We start from the raw sequence: 20,278 nt of genomic DNA, 5'->3' as shown, positions 1-20,278 counted from the left end.
CCGCATGGCAGCGATCGATCTCGACACGTATGCGAAGGGTGTGCTCGACGGGAAGCGGGCGATCGTGGCCCGCGCGATCACCCTCGTCGAGTCCACCCGCCCCCAGCACCGGGCGCTGGCGCAGGAGTTGCTCACCGAGCTGCTCCCGCACAGCGGCCGGGCGCGGCGGATCGGCATCAGCGGGGTGCCGGGGGTGGGCAAGTCGACGTTCATCGACGCGTTCGGCACGCTGCTGACCTCGCAGGGCCACCGGGTGGCCGTCCTCGCCGTGGACCCGTCCTCCACCCGGACCGGCGGCTCGATCCTCGGCGACAAGACCCGCATGGAACGCCTGGCGGTGGACCCGCACGCCTTCGTACGCCCCTCCCCCAGCGCGGGCACGCTGGGCGGGGTCGCGAAGGCGACGCGCGAGTCGATGGTGGTCATGGAGGCGGCGGGCTACGACGTGATCCTCGTCGAGACCGTCGGCGTCGGGCAGTCCGAGACCGCGGTCGCCGACATGGTCGACTCCTTCCTGCTGCTCACGCTGGCCCGCACCGGCGACCAGCTCCAGGGCATCAAGAAGGGCGTCCTCGAGCTGGCCGACGTCATCGCCGTCAACAAGGCGGACGGCCCGCACGAGCGTGACGCGCGCGCGGCTGCAAGGGAGTTGGCGGGCGCGCTCAGGCTGATGCACGGCAAGGAAGCGTTCTGGACGCCGCCGGTGCTCAGCTGCAGCGCCCGTGAGTCCGCCGGCCTGGACGTGGTGTGGGAGCGGCTGGAACAGCACCGCACGCTTCTCGACTCCACGGGCCGGCTCACCGCCAAGCGACGCGACCAGCAGGTCGACTGGAGCTGGTCGATGGTCCGCGACGAACTCCTGGGCCGCCTGCACGCGCACCCCGCGGTACGCGCGGCCGCCCCCGCCCTCGAACAGCAGGTCAGGGACGGCACATTGACGGCGACCCTGGCGGCGGAACGCATTCTGGCCGCGTTCGGGGAAGGGCCGGATTCCGCGGCCGACGCGTGAGGCGGCCCCGCGACCCGGCCACCGGATCGCGGGGGCCGGCCCCCGCGCGAACGCTCACCGAAGCGGACCGCGTGGCGCGATCCGGAAGTCGAAGGCGTGTGTCCCGGGGTCGAGGGCCGTCGCGCCGCCGTCGACGGTGAGCACGGCGCCGTTGACGTACGACGCGGACGGGGACAGCAGCCAGCCGATGGCCTCCGCGACCTCCCGCGGCTCACCGGGCCGCCCCATGGGCAGCAGCCTGGTCGCCTCCTCGTAGGCGGCCTCCAGGCCCCCGTCGCCCAGGTCCGCCTCCTCGGCGAAGCGCGCCATGCGCCGGTCGGCCATCTCGGTCCGTACCCAGCCGGGGCACACGACGTTGGCACGCACGCCCTGGCGCCCGTAGTCGACGGCGACGGAACGGCAGAGCTGGAGCAGGGCCGCCTTGGAGGTGGCGTACGGGGCGTTGCCCGTGCCGTTGCGCAGCGCGGAGACCGAGGCCACGCCGACCACGGCCCCCTTGCTCTCCAGCAGGTGCGGGATCGCGGCACGCAGAAGGAGCAGCGGACCGGTGACGTTGGTGCGCATCACCTCGTCCCAGTCCGCGAGGGACAGGTCCCCCACGGCTCCGCCGCGCCCGATGCCCGCGTTGAGCACCAGCCCGTCGAGCCGTCCGTACGCGGCCAGGGCCGCCCGGACGAGGCTCTCGGCCGCTTCGGGGTCCCCGGCGTCACAGGGGTGTGCGAGGGCCCCGGCCTCCCGCTCGACGCGCTCCAGGGGTTCGGTCCGCCGGCCGGAGACGACCACCTGGTGGCCCTGCCCGCACAGCAGCCGGGCGGTGGCCTCCCCGATGCCCGTACCTCCACCGGTCACGATGACAACACGCCTGTCCGACACCGCAGTTCAGCCCCTTTGTCGAGATCGTCAACGGTGTTGAGCCTAGGGCCAGTGCGCCGGATCATGCGGGCTTCGGGCAGGTACGGCTAGACGACCAACAGCACGTCCCGGCACGAGTACTCGGCGGCCTTGGAGTAGACCTCCAGGGTCCACCGGCCCGGTTCGGCACGCAGTTCGGCGCGGAAGTCCCCGTCTCCGCACGGCTGCATCGCCTCGTCCGCCACGGACCTGCCGTCCGCACCGAGACGGCGGACCCGCAGCCCCATCGCGGGGTCGGCGTTCGCCGCCCACACCTCGAAGGGTTCTCCGGCCCGGGCGAAGTCGGGAAACTCCACGCCGACGGGCTCCCCGGTACTCAGCACCCCGGCCGGTTCGAGGCCGTCGCAGACGCGCCTGAGCTGCTTGAGGGCGTGTTCGGAGTTGATGAGGGGGGCGTGCCTGCTGTCGAGCCACACCGCCTGACCGGTGTCGGACCACTCGGGCGGGATCTGGGCGATGTGCGCCACCGTGCCGTCACCGAAGAGCGGCAGCCCCCGGTCTTCCGGATCACCGGAGTCCGAGAAGTCCTGATGGAACGTCGGCCTTCCGTCCGAAGAGAGGGAGAGCGCCTGGTCGGTCCGGTGCTTGTCGCCCCCGAGCGGGACCAGCGTGCAGCGCCTCGGCCCGTGTACGGCGTCGTTCTCCTCGATGGCGTCCTGCACCTCCTGGAAGAAGGCGAAGGAGTCGTCGATCGCCCGCGTCTCCACGCCCTCGACCGGTTGCCCCCTCAGCCGGGACCTGCCCTCCTGACGGTCGACCACCACCCGGTAGGTGGGGACGAGCTGGCCGAGCGAGGGGTAGGTCGAGCAGACCTCGTGGATCCACTCGCGGAACGGGCTCGGCACCCACCGCACCCGGCCCGTCAGGAACCGCAGCGCCTTGACGCTCCCCGAGAAGGGCGTGCCCAGCGTGGCGACCGACCGGGTCTGCTCCCATCCCCCGAGCACCTCGGTGTAGTACCGCACCACCAGACCGCCCATGGAACGGCACAGGAAGATCACCTTCGCGTCCTTGGCCCGCGGAAACCGCTCGGGGTCGGCAGTCTCCTGCCACCGGGTCAGCCGTTCCTGGACAAAGCGCCTGAGCTTCTCGGCCGAATTGCGGTTGCTCAGACGCCAGTCGTAGGCGAATTCCACGAACCTCTCCCGCTCGATGCCGAGCAGCTCACGGAGGTCCGGATACTCCATGTTGGAGATCAGTCCGGGCAGAAGACGCGGGCCGCGGATCACACCGCCCAGTTCCAGGGCGTGCGGCGGCTCCGGGTCCTCGTCCCCGATGCCCTTGGGGAGTCTGAGCATCTCTCTCGCTCGTCCGGGCCGGAAGAGCCCGCTCATGGCCTCCGGGGTCAGGTCCCAGATGTCGGCTCCGTTCCGGGTCAGGGCCGTGCCCATGATGCCGGGGACGAGAACCACCAGATCGTCCTTCAAAGAACGCGCTCCTTGTCTCTTCGTGGGGATCCGACCGGCCAGGGCACGAACACCTGATCGCAACGGACACTGTTCTGCGCGATGCCCTGGATCATGAGGGTGATGCCACGGCCGTCGAAGGCCGAGTCCACGCCCGTCACGTCGTACCCGCGCGATTCCATGGGGTCCAGCGCTTTCTCCCGCCTGACGTCCCAGAGCCGGAGGCGGCCGGACTTCCGGCTCCAGCCCACGAGCAGGGGCCGCTGCGCCGGACCCGCCAGGGCGACACCGTCGAGTGCTCCCGCGTCCTGCCGCGGCAGGACGGTCGGCACGGCGTAACCTCCGTCGCACTCGGCGAACTTCACCGTCTCCCCGGTGGTGAAGGCGATCAGCGGCACCGGCGTGTTCGTGCGCGTCAGCAGGCCCGCGGCCACAGCCTTCGCCCGGATGACGCCGACCGGCTGCGGCTTCGCGCCGGGGTCCGTGAGGTCCCAGACCCGGACCACGTTGCCGCCCCAGGCCGACAGCCACGAAGGGCCCGAGGCAGGCCCCACCACGTCGAGCCGCTGCACGGCGCCGGCGGCTCCCATCCAGAAGGTCTGCGCTTCGCTCCAGGTGCCGGAGTCCCGCAGCTCGCGTTCCCAGGTGGCCACGCTCTGCCCGAACGGCCACAGCAGCCGCAGCCGGCCGGTTCCGGTGGCCTGGAGAGCCAGGGAAGGCACCGGCCGGTCCTCCGGCCCCGGCAGGGCGAAGCTCTCGGTGCGCAGCACTCTCAGTCCCGGCCCCAGCGTCCAGAGCAGCACCTGCCTGCGTCCGACCGCGGCGGTCAGCCAGCGGTCACCGACCCTCGTCGCGGCGAGCGCCTCCACCCTCGCGGGGTGCGCGAGCCGGAGCGCCTCACCTGCCTGCCCGTCGCAGGAGTGCGGGCTGACCAGTACGTCCGAGCCCTGAGAGCGGCTCATCAGCACGGTTCCGTCGGGTCCTGGGTCCGTCACCCGCAGCCGTGTCCTGCCGACCGCTCTCCCGCCGGTGTGGCGGGCGTCCGCCACCGCACCGTCCGCAGGTGGTTCATGCGGCTCCCAGACGCGGATGCGTGTCTCGTCCGCCACCGCCAGGCGTCCTGTTCCCGAGGGGTCGAAGACCAGGGACTGGTGATCGTGGTCGCACGGCAGCGAGACCTGTTCCGCGCCCTCCTCGTCCCAGACACGGACCGCGGCGTCCTCCCCCACCGCTGTCAGCAGTCCGCGCGGCCCCCGTCCGACGGTCACGGACCGGCCGGCGCTCGCGGGTCCGGGGCCGAACAGCGGGCGTGCCTCTCCCCGGAAGAGGTCGTCCATCCGCCAGGTGTGGAGCGTATGGCCGTCCAGCGCCCCGATCACCGCCCCGGATCCGGCTCCGTCCGGCAGGGCCAGGGCCGACACCGCGACAACCTGCTCGATGCCGTCCCCCAGTGACCGGACCTGCCTGAGCGGCTCCTTCATCGTCTTCCGGCCGGGCACCTCCCACACCTTCACCCCCGTGGGCCCACCGGTGACCAGCGCGGCTCTCTCGCCCGCCACCAGGAGACAGGCGCAGAGGGCCGGCATGCGGACGGTGTGCGTGCGGAGTTCGTCCCGGGAGTACTTCCTGCTGCTGTCCCACCGCCACAGCCACACCCGGTCACCGTCGACCGTGGCGAGGAGGACCTCCCTGCCCCACCGCACCGAGTCGACAGTGCCCGGAGTCCCGCCCCAGTACAGCTCCTCCACCGGGTATCTGCCGTTGCCGTGCCACATCCGCACGCACCGGCGGTCCACGGTGGCGACCACCCGGTTGTCGCCGCGGCCCGACGCCGTCACGCCCCGCTGCCGCGGCGGGGCGCCCCAGGTGGCCGGCCCGGTGTCCCTGCCCCGGATCTCCTGTCCCTCCGCGGTCCAGGACTTGACCTCACCGGCGCCCGACGCGTGGATGATCCCGTCGCCGTGCGACTCCCAGTGCACGGCGAGCGCCCCGCCGGGCGGGGCGGGCCAGCTCCTGTGCAGCGGAAGCCGTACGGCGCTGCTCCACACGTCGTCCCAGAACACCGACGACGGCTTCGGCACGGCAGTGAGGAACTCCCGCGAGAACATGGCCAGCGCGGTGGCCCGGAGCATCGCCCATCTGCCCTCCTCCGCCTCGTGCCGGCGGAAGTGACCGGCGACGCCCAGGTAGAGCGCGCTGTGCGGAGTGGTCGTGAGCCGGGCGGCGACCAGGGGCTCGAGGACGTCGGGCGAGGCGGCCACCAGGAAGTGGCAGTCGCCCACCAGTTCCGCCAGGAGGTCGTCCCCGCCCAGGGCGGCATGTGCGGTGAGGTGGCGCTTCACGTACTGCTCCGCGGTCCGCCAGTCCTCACCGCGGCGCGGGGTCAGAGCCCGGTGGACCGCTCGGTGCCGTTCCCGCTGCCGCAGCTCGTCGCCGAGCAGATGGGCGCCGAAGCTGGGGTGGTGGAGGCGGTAGACCTCCTCGCCCGCCTCGACATCCTTGGCGATCGTCACTCCGGTGGCCCGGCGGATCACGTCGCGCAGGTCCGGCTCCCCGTACTCCCTGCTCTCGGGCGCGCGCACCGCGTTGGTCACCGCCAGCCACACCCTGGGCTGGGGCAGTCCGACTCCCTGGGCCAGCGCCAGGGCGGTCATGAAGTCCCGGACCCGGGCGGTGTCCTGCGGGTCGAGGCGTAACAGCTCCTCGGCCAGCAGGGCGTCCAGGACGGACGTCCCCTGCCGTAACTCACTGCGCACCTGCTCCGCGTCGGACGGCACCGGCCGCTTGGCCACGTGCCGTGCCCACAGGGTGGCCACGAGGAAGAGGCCGTTGCTGCCGGCCGCGATCTGCCGGGCGACGGCGCCGCGTCGCTGCTCGGCGTGCGGCAGCGCGTAGAGGGAGTCCCCCTCGGCGAGCAGCCGTTCGACGTGCCGGGCGATGTCCTGCTCGGTCTCGTCCTTGCGGTCCAGCTCCAGCACGGTGGTGCTGTGCAGCACGTCCAGCAGGGTCTCGGCGCGCAGCTCGCCCGGAAGACGGCGGCGGGCGTTCGGCCGGGTGGCGACCACCACGCGTACGCCCGGCAGGGCCGCCAGCGGGTTGAGCAGCCCCCGGGCGAGGTCGAAGGAGTGCCCCGCGGCCGCCTCGTCGAGCCCGTCGAACATCAGGGTGAGGCTGCCCTTGCGCTCCGCCAGAGCCTCGACCTGCCGGACCAGGCTGTGCGGTGATCCCTGCCTGATCTGTGTCGTGTCCAGTCCGAGCGGGGTGAGGCCTCGGGCCAGTTCCTCGCAGAGCGTCGACAGTGTCCGGCCGCGGCAGTGGAGCGCGGCGTTGACCGAGCGGAGTTCGGGCAGCACCCGGGGGCGCCGGTCCTCGGGCAGGGAGGCCACGAAGTGCTCGACGGTCAGGTGCGCCACGTACGCGAGGAGCGTCGACTTGCCCGCACCGGACGCTCCCGTCACCGTGAGCATCCCGGTTTCCTGGGTGCGCAGCCAGTTGACGAGGTCGGCGAGCACCCGGTGCCGGGAGGCGAAGTCCCGCAGGTGCCAGCTCTCTCCCGAGCCGGAGAAGACCGGCAGTTCCTCGCCGGCGAGTTCCTGGCCGATCCAGGAGCGGTCGTCCTCCGGGCGCAGCGCGGACCGCGCCCGCGGGGACCAGTGCGGGTTGGGCAGGAACCAGGCGCGCAGTGTCTGCGGTTCCTGCCAGAAGGGGACCTGTCCCCCGGCCCGGCTCCGGACCGCGCTCATCAGCTGCTGGAAGGGGACGTACTCGTTCTCGCGCTGGAAGATCCGGGCGCTGCCGTCGATGAGCTGTTCCGGAGTCGACAGGACCTCTTCCAGGCAGTCGACCCAGTGTCCCTCCAGCGCCTCCTGCCGTGATCCGGCAGTCGCGACGACGGCGAACCCGACCTCGGCGTCGTCGACACCGGCGTTCAGCCGCGCGTCCTTCACGTGGTGGCTGACCTCGCGCACCGCCTCGCCCGAGAAGCAGGCGTCCAGGACGAGCAGGGTGTCCGTGGGGTCCTCGGCGAGCCACGAGACGAGTTCCTCGGCCGAGACCCCCCGGCCGGGATCGAACTCGCCGTCCTGGTAGCTGTCTTCGCAGGCCAGGTAGAAGGCGCCCGACACGACTTCGCCGTGACCGGTCCAGTAGAGGATCTTCCTCTCCACCGCCTGCTGTCTCAGCCGCAGCACCAGATCGCGAATCTGTTCACGCCCCGCGGACGGTCCGGGCCCGCCACCTCTGCCCGCGCTGGTGACTCCCAGTGACGGTGCGTCAAAACCGAGTCGTGCGGCCTGTTCCACGAAGCGAGAGGCCGTCTTCCGCAGCTGTGTACGGTCCCTGACCCGTCGTGCGTCACCCCGGTATGTGTCGACGACAACCGTGGCGACCACACCGTCGCGCTTCTTCCCCCGGTCCAACCGAACTCCCCCTCCAAAGAGTTCAGCCACCCGTCCATGCCACGCGGCAGGACCGTCTGTGGAAACCTGACGTCTCACACCTGACAAGGTGCGCCGCTCACGCTACTCGACACGGGGAGAGAACTCGTGGAATCGCGCGACCGCATGGTCATCGGGAACTTCGTCACGGACTGTCACATCTTCGAGGGAGACGGCACGCGCCCGATCCCGAAGGAGAATGTCCAGATCATCTACGAACCGGGGCTCCGCCGCGTGGAACTCCCCGTCGAGGTCCAGCGGTGGCGGGAGGACATCGAGGCGGAGATGCAGCGCCGGCAGGCGGCGGGTGAGCCGTACGCCTGGAACAACCCCCGTTTCGCCGTCGAGAGCATCATCACCTCGCGGAGCGACGAGACCGAAGAACCCTTGGTGCGGATGAGTCTGTGCGACGCCGACTACTACGACTTCATCGCCACGTCCGTGAACCTCGACGAGCCGCTGCGCGAAGGGGAGTCCGCCACCCTGCGCTCCCAGTACCTGGAGAACGCCGACCCGGTGACGGCGCCCGCGTTCCTCTCCTGCAGCTTCGGCGTCAACGTGGCGGTGGAGACGGGACCCGACCGGAAGATGGTCTTCGCGCGGCGCAGCGTCAGGGTGGAGGGCCACAACAAGGTGCGCTGGAACTCCTCGGTCAACGAGGGGCTCGCCGCCATCCACGACGTCCCCGAGGACGGCTCCCCCATCAGCCTGCACGCGGTGGCGCGCCGCGCGCTGCGGGAGGAACTCGCCGTCCAGGACGAGGACGAGGTCGAGCTGGAACTGCTCGCCTTCGCGCTCGACCTGCGCAACCACCAGTGGGCGGCCTTCTACCGGGCCGTGCTCCCCGGCCTGACGGCCGACACCCTCATGGCCCGCCGCAGCCGCGGCATCGAGGACAAGTGGGAGCACGACCGGTTCGACTTCGTCCCGGCCGACCCCGACAGCGTGCTCGACTTCATCCTGCGGAAGGAGCCCGCGGAGTGGACCCCGTGCGGGCCCGCCCTCTTCTACCTGGCCCTCGTCCGCGCGGCCGTCGTCGCCCGCGGCGGCAACCGGTCCGGCCGGCTGGACGTCGAGGCCGCCGAGCGCCGGGCGGTGGAACGGCTCGCGACGTCCGTCGCCCGTAAGTAGCCCCGCCGTGCCGGGGGCGGCTCGTCAGAAGACGTTCCGCTCCCGGTGCTGCCGGCGCAGTTCCAGGAACTTCGCGCGCACCTCGTCGGCCGGCATGCCGCCGCCCGCCTGGATCCGCAGGTCCGCCAGGGCGTCCCGGGACTCCATGAACCCGCGCCACTTCTGCTGGGGCTTCAGCCAGGTGTCCACGGCCGTCATCACCGCGACGACCAGTGCCAGCGCCGGCACCCAGGTGATCAGCCAACTCCCGTGGCCGCCGCCGAGGTTCTGGTCGGCCGCCACGATGGCGCTGGCGATGATGAGCAGGATGCGGCTGAGGTAGTAGGTGACCCCGTAGTTGAAGGTGGCGATCCGCCACCTGCGCATCTCCCTGTCCATCTCCTTGACGAGGGGCTCGGGCAGGGGCTCGGCCGCTGCCCGTTGCTCGGTTTCCGTCACGGTCTCCACGTCCTCGGCCATGCGTCCCCCTGCCTCCCTGTCAGCGCGTGAACATCGCCCATTCTCACCGACGGTGCGACGGCTGGGGCGGGGTGATGCCGAGGAGGGCTGTGTAACGGGCGAGCTGGACGGAGGCGTTGAGCATCGCCACGCCCCGGACGGTGAGGCGTTGCCGCCAGTCGTCGAGGGCGGCGGACAGTGCCTGGGTGCCGCCGGCGGTGCGGATCTGCTGGACCACGGTGGCGATCTGGTCCAGTTGGTAGCCGCCGCGCCTCAGGAGATGGGCCAGTTCCGCGTCACGGACCTCGGGGGCGCCGTACGTGCGGTGGCCGGTGACCGGTGCGCGGTCGGGGGCGAGGATGCCCGCCGCTTCCCAGTTGCGCAGGGTCGCCGCGGTGACACCCAGGCGGTGGGCCAGTTCGCCGATGCTGAAGGTCTCGCTGCTCACCGGTGTGTGCGCGGCGGCGTCGGGGCCGGTGGTCAGATGGGCGACGGCCTGCCCGACCGCGTCCAGTGTTCCCCGGTCGCGCAGCAGTTGGGCATGACTGCGGTCGACGGCCGTGAGCGCGGCGTCGAGTTCGCCCGTGTTGAGCGCCCGCATGATCTGCCCGCTCACGGCGTATCCGTGCGCCGGGACGAGCGCCAGATAGGCGCGCAGGGCGGCCGCGTGCGTTTCGGTGTAGACCCGGTAGCCGGATGCGGTGCGGTCGGCGAGCGGGATGCACCCGTCCCGCTCGTAGTTGCGGACCGCCTGGGTCGAGATGCCGTGCTCACGGGCCAGATCGGTCGGACGCAGGTGATCCATGGATTGAGACTTTAGCGCACTATTCCTGCGGCTTTTCTTTCAAAGTTTCAATCGGGATTGCAGGTATACGCTTGAGCTTCATGAACCGGGAAGTTCAAAAACCGCCACTGCTCGGAAAGGAAATCCGGTAAATGCCGGCAGCGATCGAAGTGGCTGGACTGTGCAAGAGCTTCGGCTCGGTCATGGCACTCGACCACCTTGAACTCACCGTGCCGGAGGGCACCGTACACGGTCTGCTCGGCCCCAACGGCGCGGGCAAGACGACCACCGTCCGCCTCCTGAGCACCCTGATCGGCCCGGACGACGGGACGGCCGAGGTGTTCGGCATCGATGTGCGCAGCGATCCACGAAGGGTTCGGGCCATCATCGGACTCACCGGGCAGTACGCCGCGGTGGACCAGTTGCTGACCGGGCGCGAGAACCTGCACATGATCGGCCGGCTGTTCCGGCTGTCCAAGTCCGACAGCAGGGCACGGGCGAGCGAGCTGCTGGAGCGGTTCGACCTGGGCCGGGCGGCCGACCGGCAGACGAAGACGTACTCGGGCGGGATGCGCCGCCGGCTCGATCTCGCCGCGAGCCTCATGGCCCGCCCCAGGCTCATCTTCCTCGACGAGCCGACCACCGGCCTGGACCCGCGCAGCCGCATGGCGGTGTGGCAGATGGTGCGCGAACTGGTCGCGGAGGGCACCACCGTGCTGCTCACGACGCAGTACCTGGAGGAGGCCGACCAGCTCGCCGACTCGCTGTCGGTGATCGACCAGGGGAAGGTCATCGCCGGCGGCACGCCGGACGAGCTGAAGGCGCAGGTGGGCCAGGACTGGGTCGGCATCACCCTCGTCGACGGCGCAGCCCTCGACCGGACCACGGGACTCCTGCGGGAGCGGCTGGGCATCGAGCCGACCGCCGACCCGGAGACGCTGGTGGTCCACGCACCGCTGGCCGACGGCGGCACGCTGCCCGATCTCCTGCATCTGCTCAGGGACTCCGGTGTCGCGATCGGCAACGTGGCGCTGCGCCGGCCCACGCTCGACGACGTGTTCCTCGCCGTGACCGGTCGTTCCGCCGAGCACAGGACCGACCGGCAGAGCAGCGGGAAGGACAAGGAGCGGTCATGACGTCCACGGCCCTGACCTTGCGGAGCGACAAGGCCGGCGCGAAGCCGCGCAGCGCAGTCTCCTGGTGGTTGTCCGACGTGTGGGAGATGACGCTGCGGAACGTCCGGCACACCTTGCGCAGCCCCGAGCTGGTGAGCTTCTCCCTCCTCCAACCGGTCATGTTCATCCTGCTGTTCACGTACGTGTTCGGCGGCGCGATCAACATCGGGGGCGGCCGGTACGCCCAGTTCCTCCTCCCCGGCATCTTCGTCCAGATGGCGCTGTACGGCTCGGCCGCCGGCACCACCATCGGCATCGCCACGGAAATGCGCGAGGGTCTGATGGACCGCTTCCGTTCGATGCCGATGAGCCGCTCCGCCGTGCTCGTCGGCCGTACGGTGTCGGAGATCTTCCGCAACGCCGTCACCGTGGCCGTGACGGTGCTCATCGGCCTGCTCGTCGGATTCCGCTTCCTGGGCGGGTCCCTTCCGGCGGTGGGAGGCATGCTGCTGTTGCTGCTCTTCGGCTACGCGGTGTCCTGGTTCGGTGCCTTCATCGGCCTGTCGGTGCCCAATGCGGAGGCCGCCCAGGCGGCCGGTGCCGTGTGGATCTTCCCGTTCACCCTGATCTCCTCGGCGTTCGTGCCGACCAGCACGATGCCGGGATGGCTCCAGGCCTATGCCGCCCACAGCCCCATGACCGCGGCCGTCAACGCGCTGCGCGCACTGTTCGGCGGCGGGCCGGCGGGCGGCTACGTCCTGCAGACGATCGCGTGGTCGATCGGCCTGATCCTGGTCTTCGCCCCGCTCTCGGTGCGCAAGTACGCGTCGAGCTCCCGCTGATCCCCCTCCGTCCCGCCCCCCCCTGGTTGATCAACGGTTTGAGACTTCCCGACGCAACCGATCCCGTTCGATGGGCATGACTTTCGGAAAGTCTCAACCGGTCTTGCAATGGTTCAATTGAGACACATGAGAAAGAACCTGCACGACCTCACCGTGGCCTCATGCGACCTGCTGGCGTTCGGTGAGCCGACCCACCAGGAGCCCGCCTTCGGATGGGTCCGCAACGAGCTGTTCGTCCAGCTGGCCGACCGCGGCTTCCGGTCGATCGCCCTCGAGACCGACCGCGTGGCCGCGCTCGCCGTGAACGACTTCGTCCAGGGGGGAGCCGGAAGCCTCGACACGGTCATGCGCGAGGGCTTCTCCCATGGCTTCGGGAACCAGGAGCCCAACCGGCAGCTGATCGCCTGGATGCGCACCTACAACGAGAACCGGCCGCCGGAGGAGCGCCTGTCGTTCCACGGCTTCGACACGCCGACGGAGAACCACAGCGCCCCCAGCCCGCGGCGCTATCTCGAGCACACCCGGGACTACCTGCAACTCGGTGTCGACCTCACGGACCTCCTCGGCGACGACGAGGACTGGAGCCGCACGGAGGCGGTGATGGACCCGGCCATGTCGCTCGGCGCCACGGCCGAGGCCGAGCAGGCGCGCTCGATCGCCGAGGCCATGCTCACCCTGCTGCACGCGCGCGAGCCGGAGCCGGCCGCGGCGGACGCGCACGCCGAGTGGTTCCGGGCCAGGACACATCTGACCGCAGGCCTCGGCCTGCTGCGGTACCACAAGCAGTGTGCGCAGAGCCTCGAACACGCGGCGCGGATCTCCCGCCTGCTCGCCACCCGGGACTCGCTCATCGCCCAGAGCCTCCTCGACGTCCGCAGCGCCGAGGCACTGCGGGGCCCGACCCTGGCCTTCGGCCACAACCTGCACTTCCAGCGCGATCCGAGCAGCTGGTGCCAGGCGGACCTGGACCTCAACTGGCACGGTGCCGGCACCGTCCTCGGGCCGCTGATGGGCGAGCGGTACGGCTTCGTCGCCGGCAGCCTGGGCCGCAGCGAGGCTCTCGGGCTCCTGGATCCCGAGCCCGACACCTACGAGGGTCTGCTGCAGAGCAGCACCACGGCCTGGGACCTGGCAACGGACGTCACGGACGCCGATGCCCGCACGCGGACCGACATCGCCCCGCAGCAGGGCTACCGCCCGCTCGACCGGACGATCCTCGAGGGAGCCGACGCGGTCCTGCACATCAGCGACGGTACGGCCGCCGCGGAGCAGTCGCAGAACGCACTGCTGCCCGTGCTGGCGGTCAGTTCGTGATCGGTGACGGCACCGCGCCGACGGATCCGTCGGGGCGCCTGCCCGCACCTGGGTGATGTTCTCCGGCTCGACACCGCGTGGCCCGACTGCCGCACGCGGTGCCGTGGCGGGCACGCCCTCAGGCGGCCGCGTGCTCCAGCACATAGCCGCGTCCCCACGCGGTCCTGATGACCAGATCGATCGGGGACAGGCGGCGGCGGAGCCGCATGATGTGCAGGTCGAGCGAGTTTCTCGTGGGCATCGGCACCCGGTCGGCGAGCCGCTGCGTGAGTTCGTGCCGGTACACGACCTCACCGAAGTGCTCGATCAGCAGCTCCATCAATTCGGTCTGCGCATTCGAAATGGTGATCGAATGCGGTCCGAAACACAGCGTTCCGGCCGAATCCAGGGTCGGCACCTGCCGGCTGTCGAGCCGGTTCTGTAACGCCTTGACGCGGGCGTCCAAATCCTCTCGGGATATGGGCGCCCGCACCCAGTCCTCGAACGGGTCGTTGCACACGGGAGGGCGTGCACCCCCCTCCACGACGAGAAGACGGGGCACCCCCTCCCTCCTACATCGATTCCGCAGGTCCGTTTGTGCCGGCCATCGGACGAACATCACGTCGCTGTTTGTGCCAGCCACAGCACAAGCCTCCCCGTTGACGCTCATGGATTGGTCAGGTCCATGCCTCTATGCCATGTTAGGTTGTTCGGCCTGCAACCGGCAGACGGTACCGATCCGTTCCGGCCCGCCCAGAGCGTGCGCCTTTCACCACGGCGCGCGAACTACCGGCCCATCGCCTCCCGGAGACTGCGGGGCCGCATGTCGGTCCAGCTCTCCTCCACGTAGGCGACACTTTCCGCCCGTCCCGCCGGACCGAAGACAACACGCCAGCCGGCCGGCACCTCGGAAAAGGCGGGCCACAGCGAGTGCTGGTCCTCGTCGTTGACCAGCACATAGAACTGGCCATTCTCGTCGTCGAACGGGTTGATACTCACCCTAATCCTCCAGATATCGTTCCAACGGTCAAGGGTTTGGCCCAGATCATCGCGCTGCGCGCAGAATCTGGTTGATGACACGACAGATTTCAGCCGCGTTACGCGGCCAGTACATTTCGTTGTGAGCGCAGGGGATGTCAAAGCGCTGGATTCGACCGTCGACGAACTCCTGCCACAGCACCTCGAGTTCCTCCTCCAGCTGCCGCTTGTCGTGGGTCTCCGGGTCGAGGAGTGCGTTGAAGAAGACCACGTCGCCGTGGTACCGCGGCGAGGTGAACCGGCGCATCTGCTCCATCTCGCCGACGAAGATGGCGGAGGCCGTGGCGACCAGGGTCGGGTATTCCTCCATTCCGGCCAGGTGGCCCATGTAATTGGCCAGGAATCGGCGCACCATGGCCTCGTCGAGGGCTTCGAGATCGGCGAAGTGGCTGGAGGGCGCGGCATCCAGCAGGGCCAGGAGCGCCACCTCGTGTCCGCGGCGCTGCAGTTCCGCCGCCATGGCATGGGCCAGGGTGCCGCCGAAGGACCAGCCCAGCAGGTGGTAGGGGCCGCTCGGCTGGACCTCCAGCACCTGCCCCACGTAGTCGTGGACCATCTCCTCGATGGAGCTCGCCGGCGGCGTGGTTCCGTCGAAGCCGCGCGCCTGGATGCCGTAGAGCGGCCAGGCCTGGTCGATGTGCCGGGCGAAGCCCAGGTAGGGCCAGCTGAGCCCGCCGCCCGGGTGCAGCCACCACAGCGGGGGCTTCTCCCCCTCGGTGCGGATGGGCAGCAGCACGGCGAAGGGGTCCTCGAAGCCGACCTCCGTGTCCGCGGACAGCTGCGCCGCAAGTTCGGCCACCGTGGGGTACTGGAACACCGTCCGGATCGGCACGTCCACGCCCAGCTTCTCGTGGATCTGCCAGACCAGGCGGGTCAGCCGCAGGGAATGGCCGCCGCAGGCGAAGAAGTCGTCGTCGATCCCGATCCGGTCCAGGCCCAGCACCTCGGCGAAGAGTCCGGCGAGTTCCTCCTCGCGCGGTGTGCGCGGGGCACGGTAGTCACCGGCGGTCGGGTCGGGCTCGGGCAGCGCCGCCCGGTCCACCTTCCCGTTCTCGGTGAGCGGCAGCCGGTCGAGCACGATGATCTCGCCGGGCAACATGAACTCCGGCAGCCGGCGCGCGAGTTCCTCCCGCAGCCGCGAAGGCAGCCGGGACACACGGCGGGACACCGCGGGCACGTTCACCAGCCGCGACGAGGGGGCGTCGGCGGGCCGGTACACACCGTCGCAGCACCGGGCGTCGACGTCGGGCAGGACCACCGCCTCGAAGCAGTCCGCCGCCTGGGCCGACCAGGTGCAGTACACCGCGAGCCCGCGTGCCGCGCCCCATGCCTCCAGCTCGGCGGGGTCGAGTGTGCCTCCGGTCTCCGCCGGGGCTCCCCACTCGGCGGCCTCGCCCGCCAGCCTGGCGTTGGGGATGCGGGTCAGGCGCAGTTGGCCGCCGTGCCGGGCCAGCGCGGTCTCCACGTCGGCCGGTTCACGCACGTCCGCTCCCCAGACCGCCGTGGGCAGGTCCGCCAGGTGCAGTGAGCGGGCGGGTTCCTTGTGCAGCACGACCTCGTAGCGGTGGCGGGTCAGTTCGTTGTGGTGGCTGCCCTGCTTGAGGCGGATGTCGGCGGCGACGGCCTCCGGACGTGCAGCGGCCCAGCGGGTGAAGTAGCCCGGGTCGACGACCAGTTCCTTCTCGCCCAGTACCGCGCGTTCGACGGCGGCCTGCACGGCGGCCGGGCCGTCGTCCGGCTGCCGGGAGCGGTGCACCGCGGCGCTGAACATCCGCAGGGTGCGGTAGTTGCGGACGTCCCCGATCACGATGCGCCCGCCGGGCGCGAGCCGGTCCATCGCGAGGTCGAGCACCCGGGTGAGGTAGTCGGCGTCCGGGAAGTACTGCACGACCGAGTTGAGGATCACCGTGTCGAAGAACCCGGTCGGCAGGCCCTCCGGGTCGTCCGCCGCCTGGCAGCGCAGCGACACCTTGTCCGACAGCCGCCGGTCGGCCCCGGTCTGGGCCCGCAGCCGCTCGATGACGGGTGCCGAGAAGTCGGTGCCCCAGTACTCCTCGGCCTCCGGTGCCAGCGGTCCCAGCAGCAGGCCCGAGCCGACGCCGATCTCCAGCACCCGGCGCGGCCGCAGGGCCCGCACCCGCCCGAGCACGGCCTCGCGCCAGGCCTGCATCTCGGGCAGCGGGATGGCCTGTCCGGTGTAGGAGCTGTTCCACCCGGTGAAGTCCTCGCCGACCCCGCCCGGCTCCACCGCTGTCCCGCCGTACATCTCGTCGTAGATCTCACGCCACTCGCCGACCTGTTCGACCGCGTCGCGGCCGGTGGAGGCGGACGCGTCGGGCACCACGTAGGCGACCATGCTGCGTTCACCGAGGCGGTCCTGGCGTACGGCGACGACCGCGTGCGCCACCCCGTCGCGTTCACGCAGCACCGCTTCGAGTTCGCCCGGCTCCACGCGGAAGCCGCGGAGCTTGATCTGGTCGTCGGCCCGGCTCACGTACTGAAGGCTCCCGGCCGTGTTCCAGCGCACCAGGTCGCCGGTGCGGTACATGCGCGCCCCGGGCGGCCCGAACGGGTCGGCCACGAACCGCCCGCCGGTCAGGCCGGGCCGGCCCGCGTACCCCAGGGCCACTCCGTCGCCCCCGACGTACAGCTCACCCACCACTCCGGGCGGTACCGGCCGCAGCCGGTCGTCCAGGACCAGCAGCCGGCTGCCGTCCATGCGTTCACCGATGGGCAGCGGGTCGGTGCACCGGTCCGCCGAGGACACCCGGTACCGGGCGGCGAACGTGGTGGTCTCCGTCGGGCCGTACCCGTTCACCACGGTGATGCCGGGACAGGCGTCGAGGACCCGGCGGACGGCGGTGGGCGAGAGCACGTCACCGCCCGCCCACACCTCGGCGACGTTCGTGAAGCATTCCGGGTGCTGCTCGGCCATCACGGCGAACAGCCCGGCGGTCAGCCACAGTCCGGTCACCGCACGCTCGGCGACGACACGGGCCAGCTCCGCGGTGTCCGGCCGTCCGGCGCGGGCCACCACGGCGGTGCCGCCGCCGAGCAGCGGCACCCACAGCTCGTAGGTCGACGCGTCGAACGTGTGCGGTGAGTGGACCAGGACACGGCGGTGGGCGCCGGTGGCCCAGCAGCCGTCGAGCGCGAGGTCGACCACGTTCCGGTGGGTCACCTCCACGCCCTTGGGACGGCCGGTGGAGCCGGACGTGTACATCACGTACGCGACACTGCGCTCCCCCACGCCGTCGGCTTCGAGCGGCGAGTCCGGACACCCGGCGAGGTCTGCGTCGGCGAGACCCTCGTCCACGGTGACGGCCGGGGCGAGGTCGGCGAGCATGAACTCGATGCGCTCGGGCGGATGGGTGGGGTCGACCGGCACATAGGCGGCGCCGGTCTTCAGCACGCCGAGGATCGCGGCCACGAGCAGGGGTGAGCGGTCGAGCACCAGCGCCACGCGGGTGTCCGGCCGTGCGCCCTTCGCTCGGAGGTGGTGGGCGATGCGGTTGGACCAGTGGTCCAGTTCGGCGTAGGTCCAGCTGTGCGTGCCGTCCGCGGAGACCAGCGCGATCGCGTCCGGGGTCGCGGCGGCCGTGGCGGCGAAGCGCTCGTGGACGGTGCCGGCCTCGAACCCGGTGTCCCGGCCCCGGCCGCCCCAGCGGTCCAGCGTCGCGCGCTCGCTGCCCGCGAGGATGTCCACCGACCCGATGGGCGTGTCCGGAGCGGCCACCACCTGACGCAGGAAGCGGATCCAGCGGTCGAGCATCGTGGTGATGGTGCCGGCGTCGAACAGCTCGGTCGCGTACTCGGCGAAGCCCTCGATCCGGGCCGGCCCGTCGTCGTCCCGTTCGGTGAGGCTGATGAACAGGTCGAAGCGCGAAGTCCCCGTGCTGAAGGGTTCCTCGGACACCGCCAGGCCCGGCAGGGCGAACTCGGGCCGCGCGTTGTTCTGCAGCGCCAGACACACCTGGAAGAGCGGGTGGTGTGCCGGCGAGCGCACCGGGTTCAGCACCTCGACCAGGTGCTCGAACGGAATGTCCTGGTGGTCGTAGGCGGCCAGGCTCGACTCCCGTACCCGCCGGACGAGTTCGGCGAAGCCGGGGTCTCCTGAGGTGTCCGCCCGCAGCACCCAGGTGTTGACGAAGAAGCCGACCAGGCGGCTCAGCGCCTCGTCGGTGCGTCCCGCGATCGGCGAACCGATCGGCACGTCCGTGCCCACGCCCAGCCTGGTGAACAGCGCTGCCAGCCCCGCCTGCAGCACCATCGACACGGTGGATCCGGTTTCCCGGGCCAACCGGCGCACCCCTTCGGTCAGTTGCTCGTCGAGTGCGAGCGGAACCAGGTCGCCGGCGTACGACGCCACAGCGGGCCGTGGCCGGTCGGTGGGCAGGTCGATGGTCTCGGGCAGCCCGGCCAGGTGGTTCGTCCAGTAGTCCAGCTGCCGTCGGTACAGGCTGCCCGGGGAGTCAGTGTTCCCCAGCAGTTCCCGCTGCCACAGGGTGTAGTCCGCGTACTGCACCGGAAGCGGCTCCCACTCCGGCGTCCGGCCTTCACGGCGTGCCTCGTAGGCGGCGGTCAGGTCCTGCGCGAGCGGGAGGGCAGACCAGCCGTCCGCGACGATGTGGTGCGCGCCGATCAGGAACACCGACTCCAGCTCGCTGATCCGGAACAGCCACGCACGGATCGGGATCTCACCGGCCAGGTCGAACGGCAGCCGCGCCGCCTCCCTCAGGACCTCGGGGAGTTCGGCCTCGGTGACCTCGCGCTCCTCCCAGGGCACCTGGATCGCGGTCGGCTCCAGGATCTGCTGGTACGGCTGCCCGTCCGCCTCGCCGAAGACGGTGCGCAGGGACTCGTGCCGCACCACGACGTCGTGCACGGCACGGCGGAGCGCGGCCGTGTCGAGGTCGCCGCGCATCCGCAGTGCCAGGGAGACGTTGTACGTCGCCGAAGGCCCCTCGAACCGGTGGATGAACCACAGCCGCTGCTGCGCGAAGGAGACCGGAAGCCGCTCGGGCCTGTCCTGGGGCAGCAGGGGCGGGCGGACGTTGCTCAGGGACGTCAGGTGTTCCGCCAGCTCGGCGACCGTGGGTGCCTGGAAGACCAGCCGGATCGGGATCTCCACACCGTGCACGGCACGGATGCGGCTGACCAGTCGGGTGGCCAGCAGTGAATGGCCGCCCACGGAGAAGAAGTTGTCGTCGACGCCGACCCGGTCGAGTCCGAGCACCGCGGCGAAGAGCGCGCACAGCGACTCCTCCTCCGGAGTGGACGGGGCCCGGCCGCTGCTGCCGGCCGAGTAGTCGGGTACGGGCAGCGCGCGCCGGTCCGGCTTGCCGTTGTCCGTCAGCGGCACGCTGCCGATCGGCACGATCGCGGCCGGCACCATGTACTCGGGCAGGGTCTCCCGCAGGTACGCGCGCAGCGTGGGCAGCAGCGCGGTGATGGCACCGGCGGCCACCGGGTCGTTGACCAGGGTGCGTTCGCCGGCCGTCGGCAGGCACGTGCCGGTGAGGATCCGGCCGGCCACCGGGGCGTCCCGGAAGACGAGCACGTCCATCCGGTCGACGGCGTCCGCGGACCACGTCACCACCGCGTCCCATCCGTGCACCGCGGCCCACGCGGGAACGTCGCCCGGGTCGAGCGCGGGCACCGCCGACGCGAGGGAGTCCTCCTGGCCCAGCTCGCGCGCCGCCGCGACCTCGTCGGACAGGCGCGCGTTCGGGACGCCGGCAATACGCAGGACCGGTGCCTCGTGATCGCCGACGTCGCGGGCGAGGCGGTCGAGGTCGCCGTCCCACGCGACGGCGGGAACGGTGTCCAGGGGCAGCGGTTCCGCGGTGCCCGGCTTGTGCAGCACCACCTCGT

13 protein-coding genes are annotated in these 20,278 nt (G+C 71.0%); 5 read left to right on the top strand and 8 right to left on the bottom strand.

What is annotated here, in order from left to right; translation table 11 throughout:
• Window positions 1–4: 4 nt before the first annotated feature.
• Complete coding sequence (gene meaB / locus FB157_RS31520) at window positions 5–1,009, top strand: methylmalonyl Co-A mutase-associated GTPase MeaB (RefSeq protein WP_145884064.1); 1,005 nt, start codon at window positions 5–7, stop codon at window positions 1,007–1,009.
• Window positions 1,010–1,063: 54 nt separating this feature from the next.
• Here the strand turns inward: meaB and FB157_RS31515 are convergent, their stop codons facing one another.
• The 3 genes from FB157_RS31515 to FB157_RS31505 all read right to left on the bottom strand — a co-directional run bounded on the left by FB157_RS31515 (window position 1,064) and on the right by FB157_RS31505 (window position 7,517).
• Window positions 1,064–1,882, bottom strand: coding sequence for an SDR family NAD(P)-dependent oxidoreductase (locus tag FB157_RS31515; protein ID WP_145884063.1), 819 nt, complete (start codon window positions 1,880–1,882; stop codon window positions 1,064–1,066).
• An 86-nt stretch (window positions 1,883–1,968) separates the two neighbouring features.
• On the bottom strand, window positions 1,969–3,348 hold the full coding sequence (locus tag FB157_RS31510) for a triacylglycerol lipase (RefSeq protein WP_145884062.1): 1,380 nt from the start codon (window positions 3,346–3,348) through the stop codon (window positions 1,969–1,971).
• Window positions 3,345–7,517, bottom strand: coding sequence for an AAA family ATPase (locus FB157_RS31505; RefSeq protein WP_145884061.1), 4,173 nt, complete (start codon window positions 7,515–7,517; stop codon window positions 3,345–3,347). The genes FB157_RS31510 and FB157_RS31505 overlap by 4 nt, the downstream gene beginning before the upstream one ends.
• Before the next feature lie 354 nt (window positions 7,518–7,871).
• On the opposite strand from FB157_RS31505, the gene FB157_RS31500 reads away from it, so the two are divergent.
• A complete protein-coding gene (locus FB157_RS31500) occupies window positions 7,872–8,894 on the top strand; it encodes a translation initiation factor 2 (protein WP_315903852.1) in 1,023 nt (340 codons plus the stop codon).
• 24 nt (window positions 8,895–8,918) lie between these two features.
• Here the strand turns inward: FB157_RS31500 and FB157_RS31495 are convergent, their stop codons facing one another.
• Together FB157_RS31495 and FB157_RS31490 are read right to left on the bottom strand one after the other, a co-directional pair.
• Complete coding sequence (locus FB157_RS31495) at window positions 8,919–9,353, bottom strand: DUF4231 domain-containing protein (RefSeq protein WP_261386662.1); 435 nt, start codon at window positions 9,351–9,353, stop codon at window positions 8,919–8,921.
• 43 nt (window positions 9,354–9,396) lie between these two features.
• Window positions 9,397–10,137: a TioE family transcriptional regulator gene (locus tag FB157_RS31490; RefSeq protein ID WP_145884060.1), complete on the bottom strand. Its 741-nt coding sequence runs from the start codon at window positions 10,135–10,137 to the stop codon at window positions 9,397–9,399.
• Window positions 10,138–10,268: 131 nt separating this feature from the next.
• Between FB157_RS31490 and FB157_RS31485 the strand changes: the two genes are divergently transcribed.
• The 3 genes from FB157_RS31485 (at window position 10,269) to FB157_RS31475 (ending at window position 13,387) form a co-directional block, all read left to right on the top strand.
• Window positions 10,269–11,252 carry an ATP-binding cassette domain-containing protein gene (locus FB157_RS31485; RefSeq protein ID WP_145884059.1) on the top strand — a complete coding sequence of 328 codons (984 nt, stop codon included), beginning with the start codon at window positions 10,269–10,271 and terminating at the stop codon, window positions 11,250–11,252.
• Entirely contained in the window at window positions 11,249–12,073 is an 825-nt protein-coding gene (locus FB157_RS31480; RefSeq protein ID WP_145884058.1) for an ABC transporter permease, read from the top strand. Before FB157_RS31485 ends, FB157_RS31480 begins: the two co-directional genes overlap by 4 nt.
• 126 nt (window positions 12,074–12,199) lie before the next feature.
• Window positions 12,200–13,387 carry an erythromycin esterase family protein gene (locus FB157_RS31475; protein WP_315903851.1) on the top strand — a complete coding sequence of 396 codons (1,188 nt, stop codon included), beginning with the start codon at window positions 12,200–12,202 and terminating at the stop codon, window positions 13,385–13,387.
• 118 nt (window positions 13,388–13,505) lie between these two features.
• Here FB157_RS31475 and FB157_RS31470 read toward each other — a convergent pair whose 3' ends face one another.
• The 3 genes from FB157_RS31470 to FB157_RS31460 form a co-directional block, all read right to left on the bottom strand.
• The gene (locus tag FB157_RS31470; protein WP_222440987.1) at window positions 13,506–13,886 is read right to left on the bottom strand and encodes a winged helix-turn-helix domain-containing protein; all 381 of its coding nucleotides are present in this window, start codon (window positions 13,884–13,886) and stop codon (window positions 13,506–13,508) included.
• Between the two features lie 266 nt (window positions 13,887–14,152).
• Window positions 14,153–14,365 carry an MbtH family protein gene (locus FB157_RS31465; RefSeq protein ID WP_145884056.1) on the bottom strand — a complete coding sequence of 71 codons (213 nt, stop codon included), beginning with the start codon at window positions 14,363–14,365 and terminating at the stop codon, window positions 14,153–14,155.
• Between the two features lie 46 nt (window positions 14,366–14,411).
• Window positions 14,412–20,270: a non-ribosomal peptide synthetase gene (locus tag FB157_RS31460; protein ID WP_222440986.1), complete on the bottom strand. Its 5,859-nt coding sequence runs from the start codon at window positions 20,268–20,270 to the stop codon at window positions 14,412–14,414.
• Window positions 20,271–20,278: the final 8 nt, after the last annotated feature.

The sequence above is a fragment of the Streptomyces sp. BK340 genome (assembly GCF_007827595.1).
Classification (GTDB): Bacteria; Actinomycetota; Actinomycetes; order Streptomycetales; family Streptomycetaceae; genus Streptomyces.
This window is presented reverse-complemented; position numbering and strand designations above follow the sequence as displayed.

What these genes read in the sequence shown, in the direction of transcription:
- meaB (WP_145884064.1), top strand. Translation starts at nt 5, where the DNA reads ATGGCAGCGATCGATCTCGACACGTATGCGAAGGGTGTGCTCGACGGG.
- FB157_RS31490 (WP_145884060.1), bottom strand. Translation starts at nt 10,137, where the DNA reads ATGGATCACCTGCGTCCGACCGATCTGGCCCGTGAGCACGGCATCTCG.
- FB157_RS31485 (WP_145884059.1), top strand. Translation starts at nt 10,269, where the DNA reads ATGCCGGCAGCGATCGAAGTGGCTGGACTGTGCAAGAGCTTCGGCTCG.
- FB157_RS31495 (WP_261386662.1), bottom strand. Translation starts at nt 9,353, where the DNA reads ATGGCCGAGGACGTGGAGACCGTGACGGAAACCGAGCAACGGGCAGCG.
- FB157_RS31475 (WP_315903851.1), top strand. Translation starts at nt 12,200, where the DNA reads ATGAGAAAGAACCTGCACGACCTCACCGTGGCCTCATGCGACCTGCTG.
- FB157_RS31480 (WP_145884058.1), top strand. Translation starts at nt 11,249, where the DNA reads ATGACGTCCACGGCCCTGACCTTGCGGAGCGACAAGGCCGGCGCGAAG.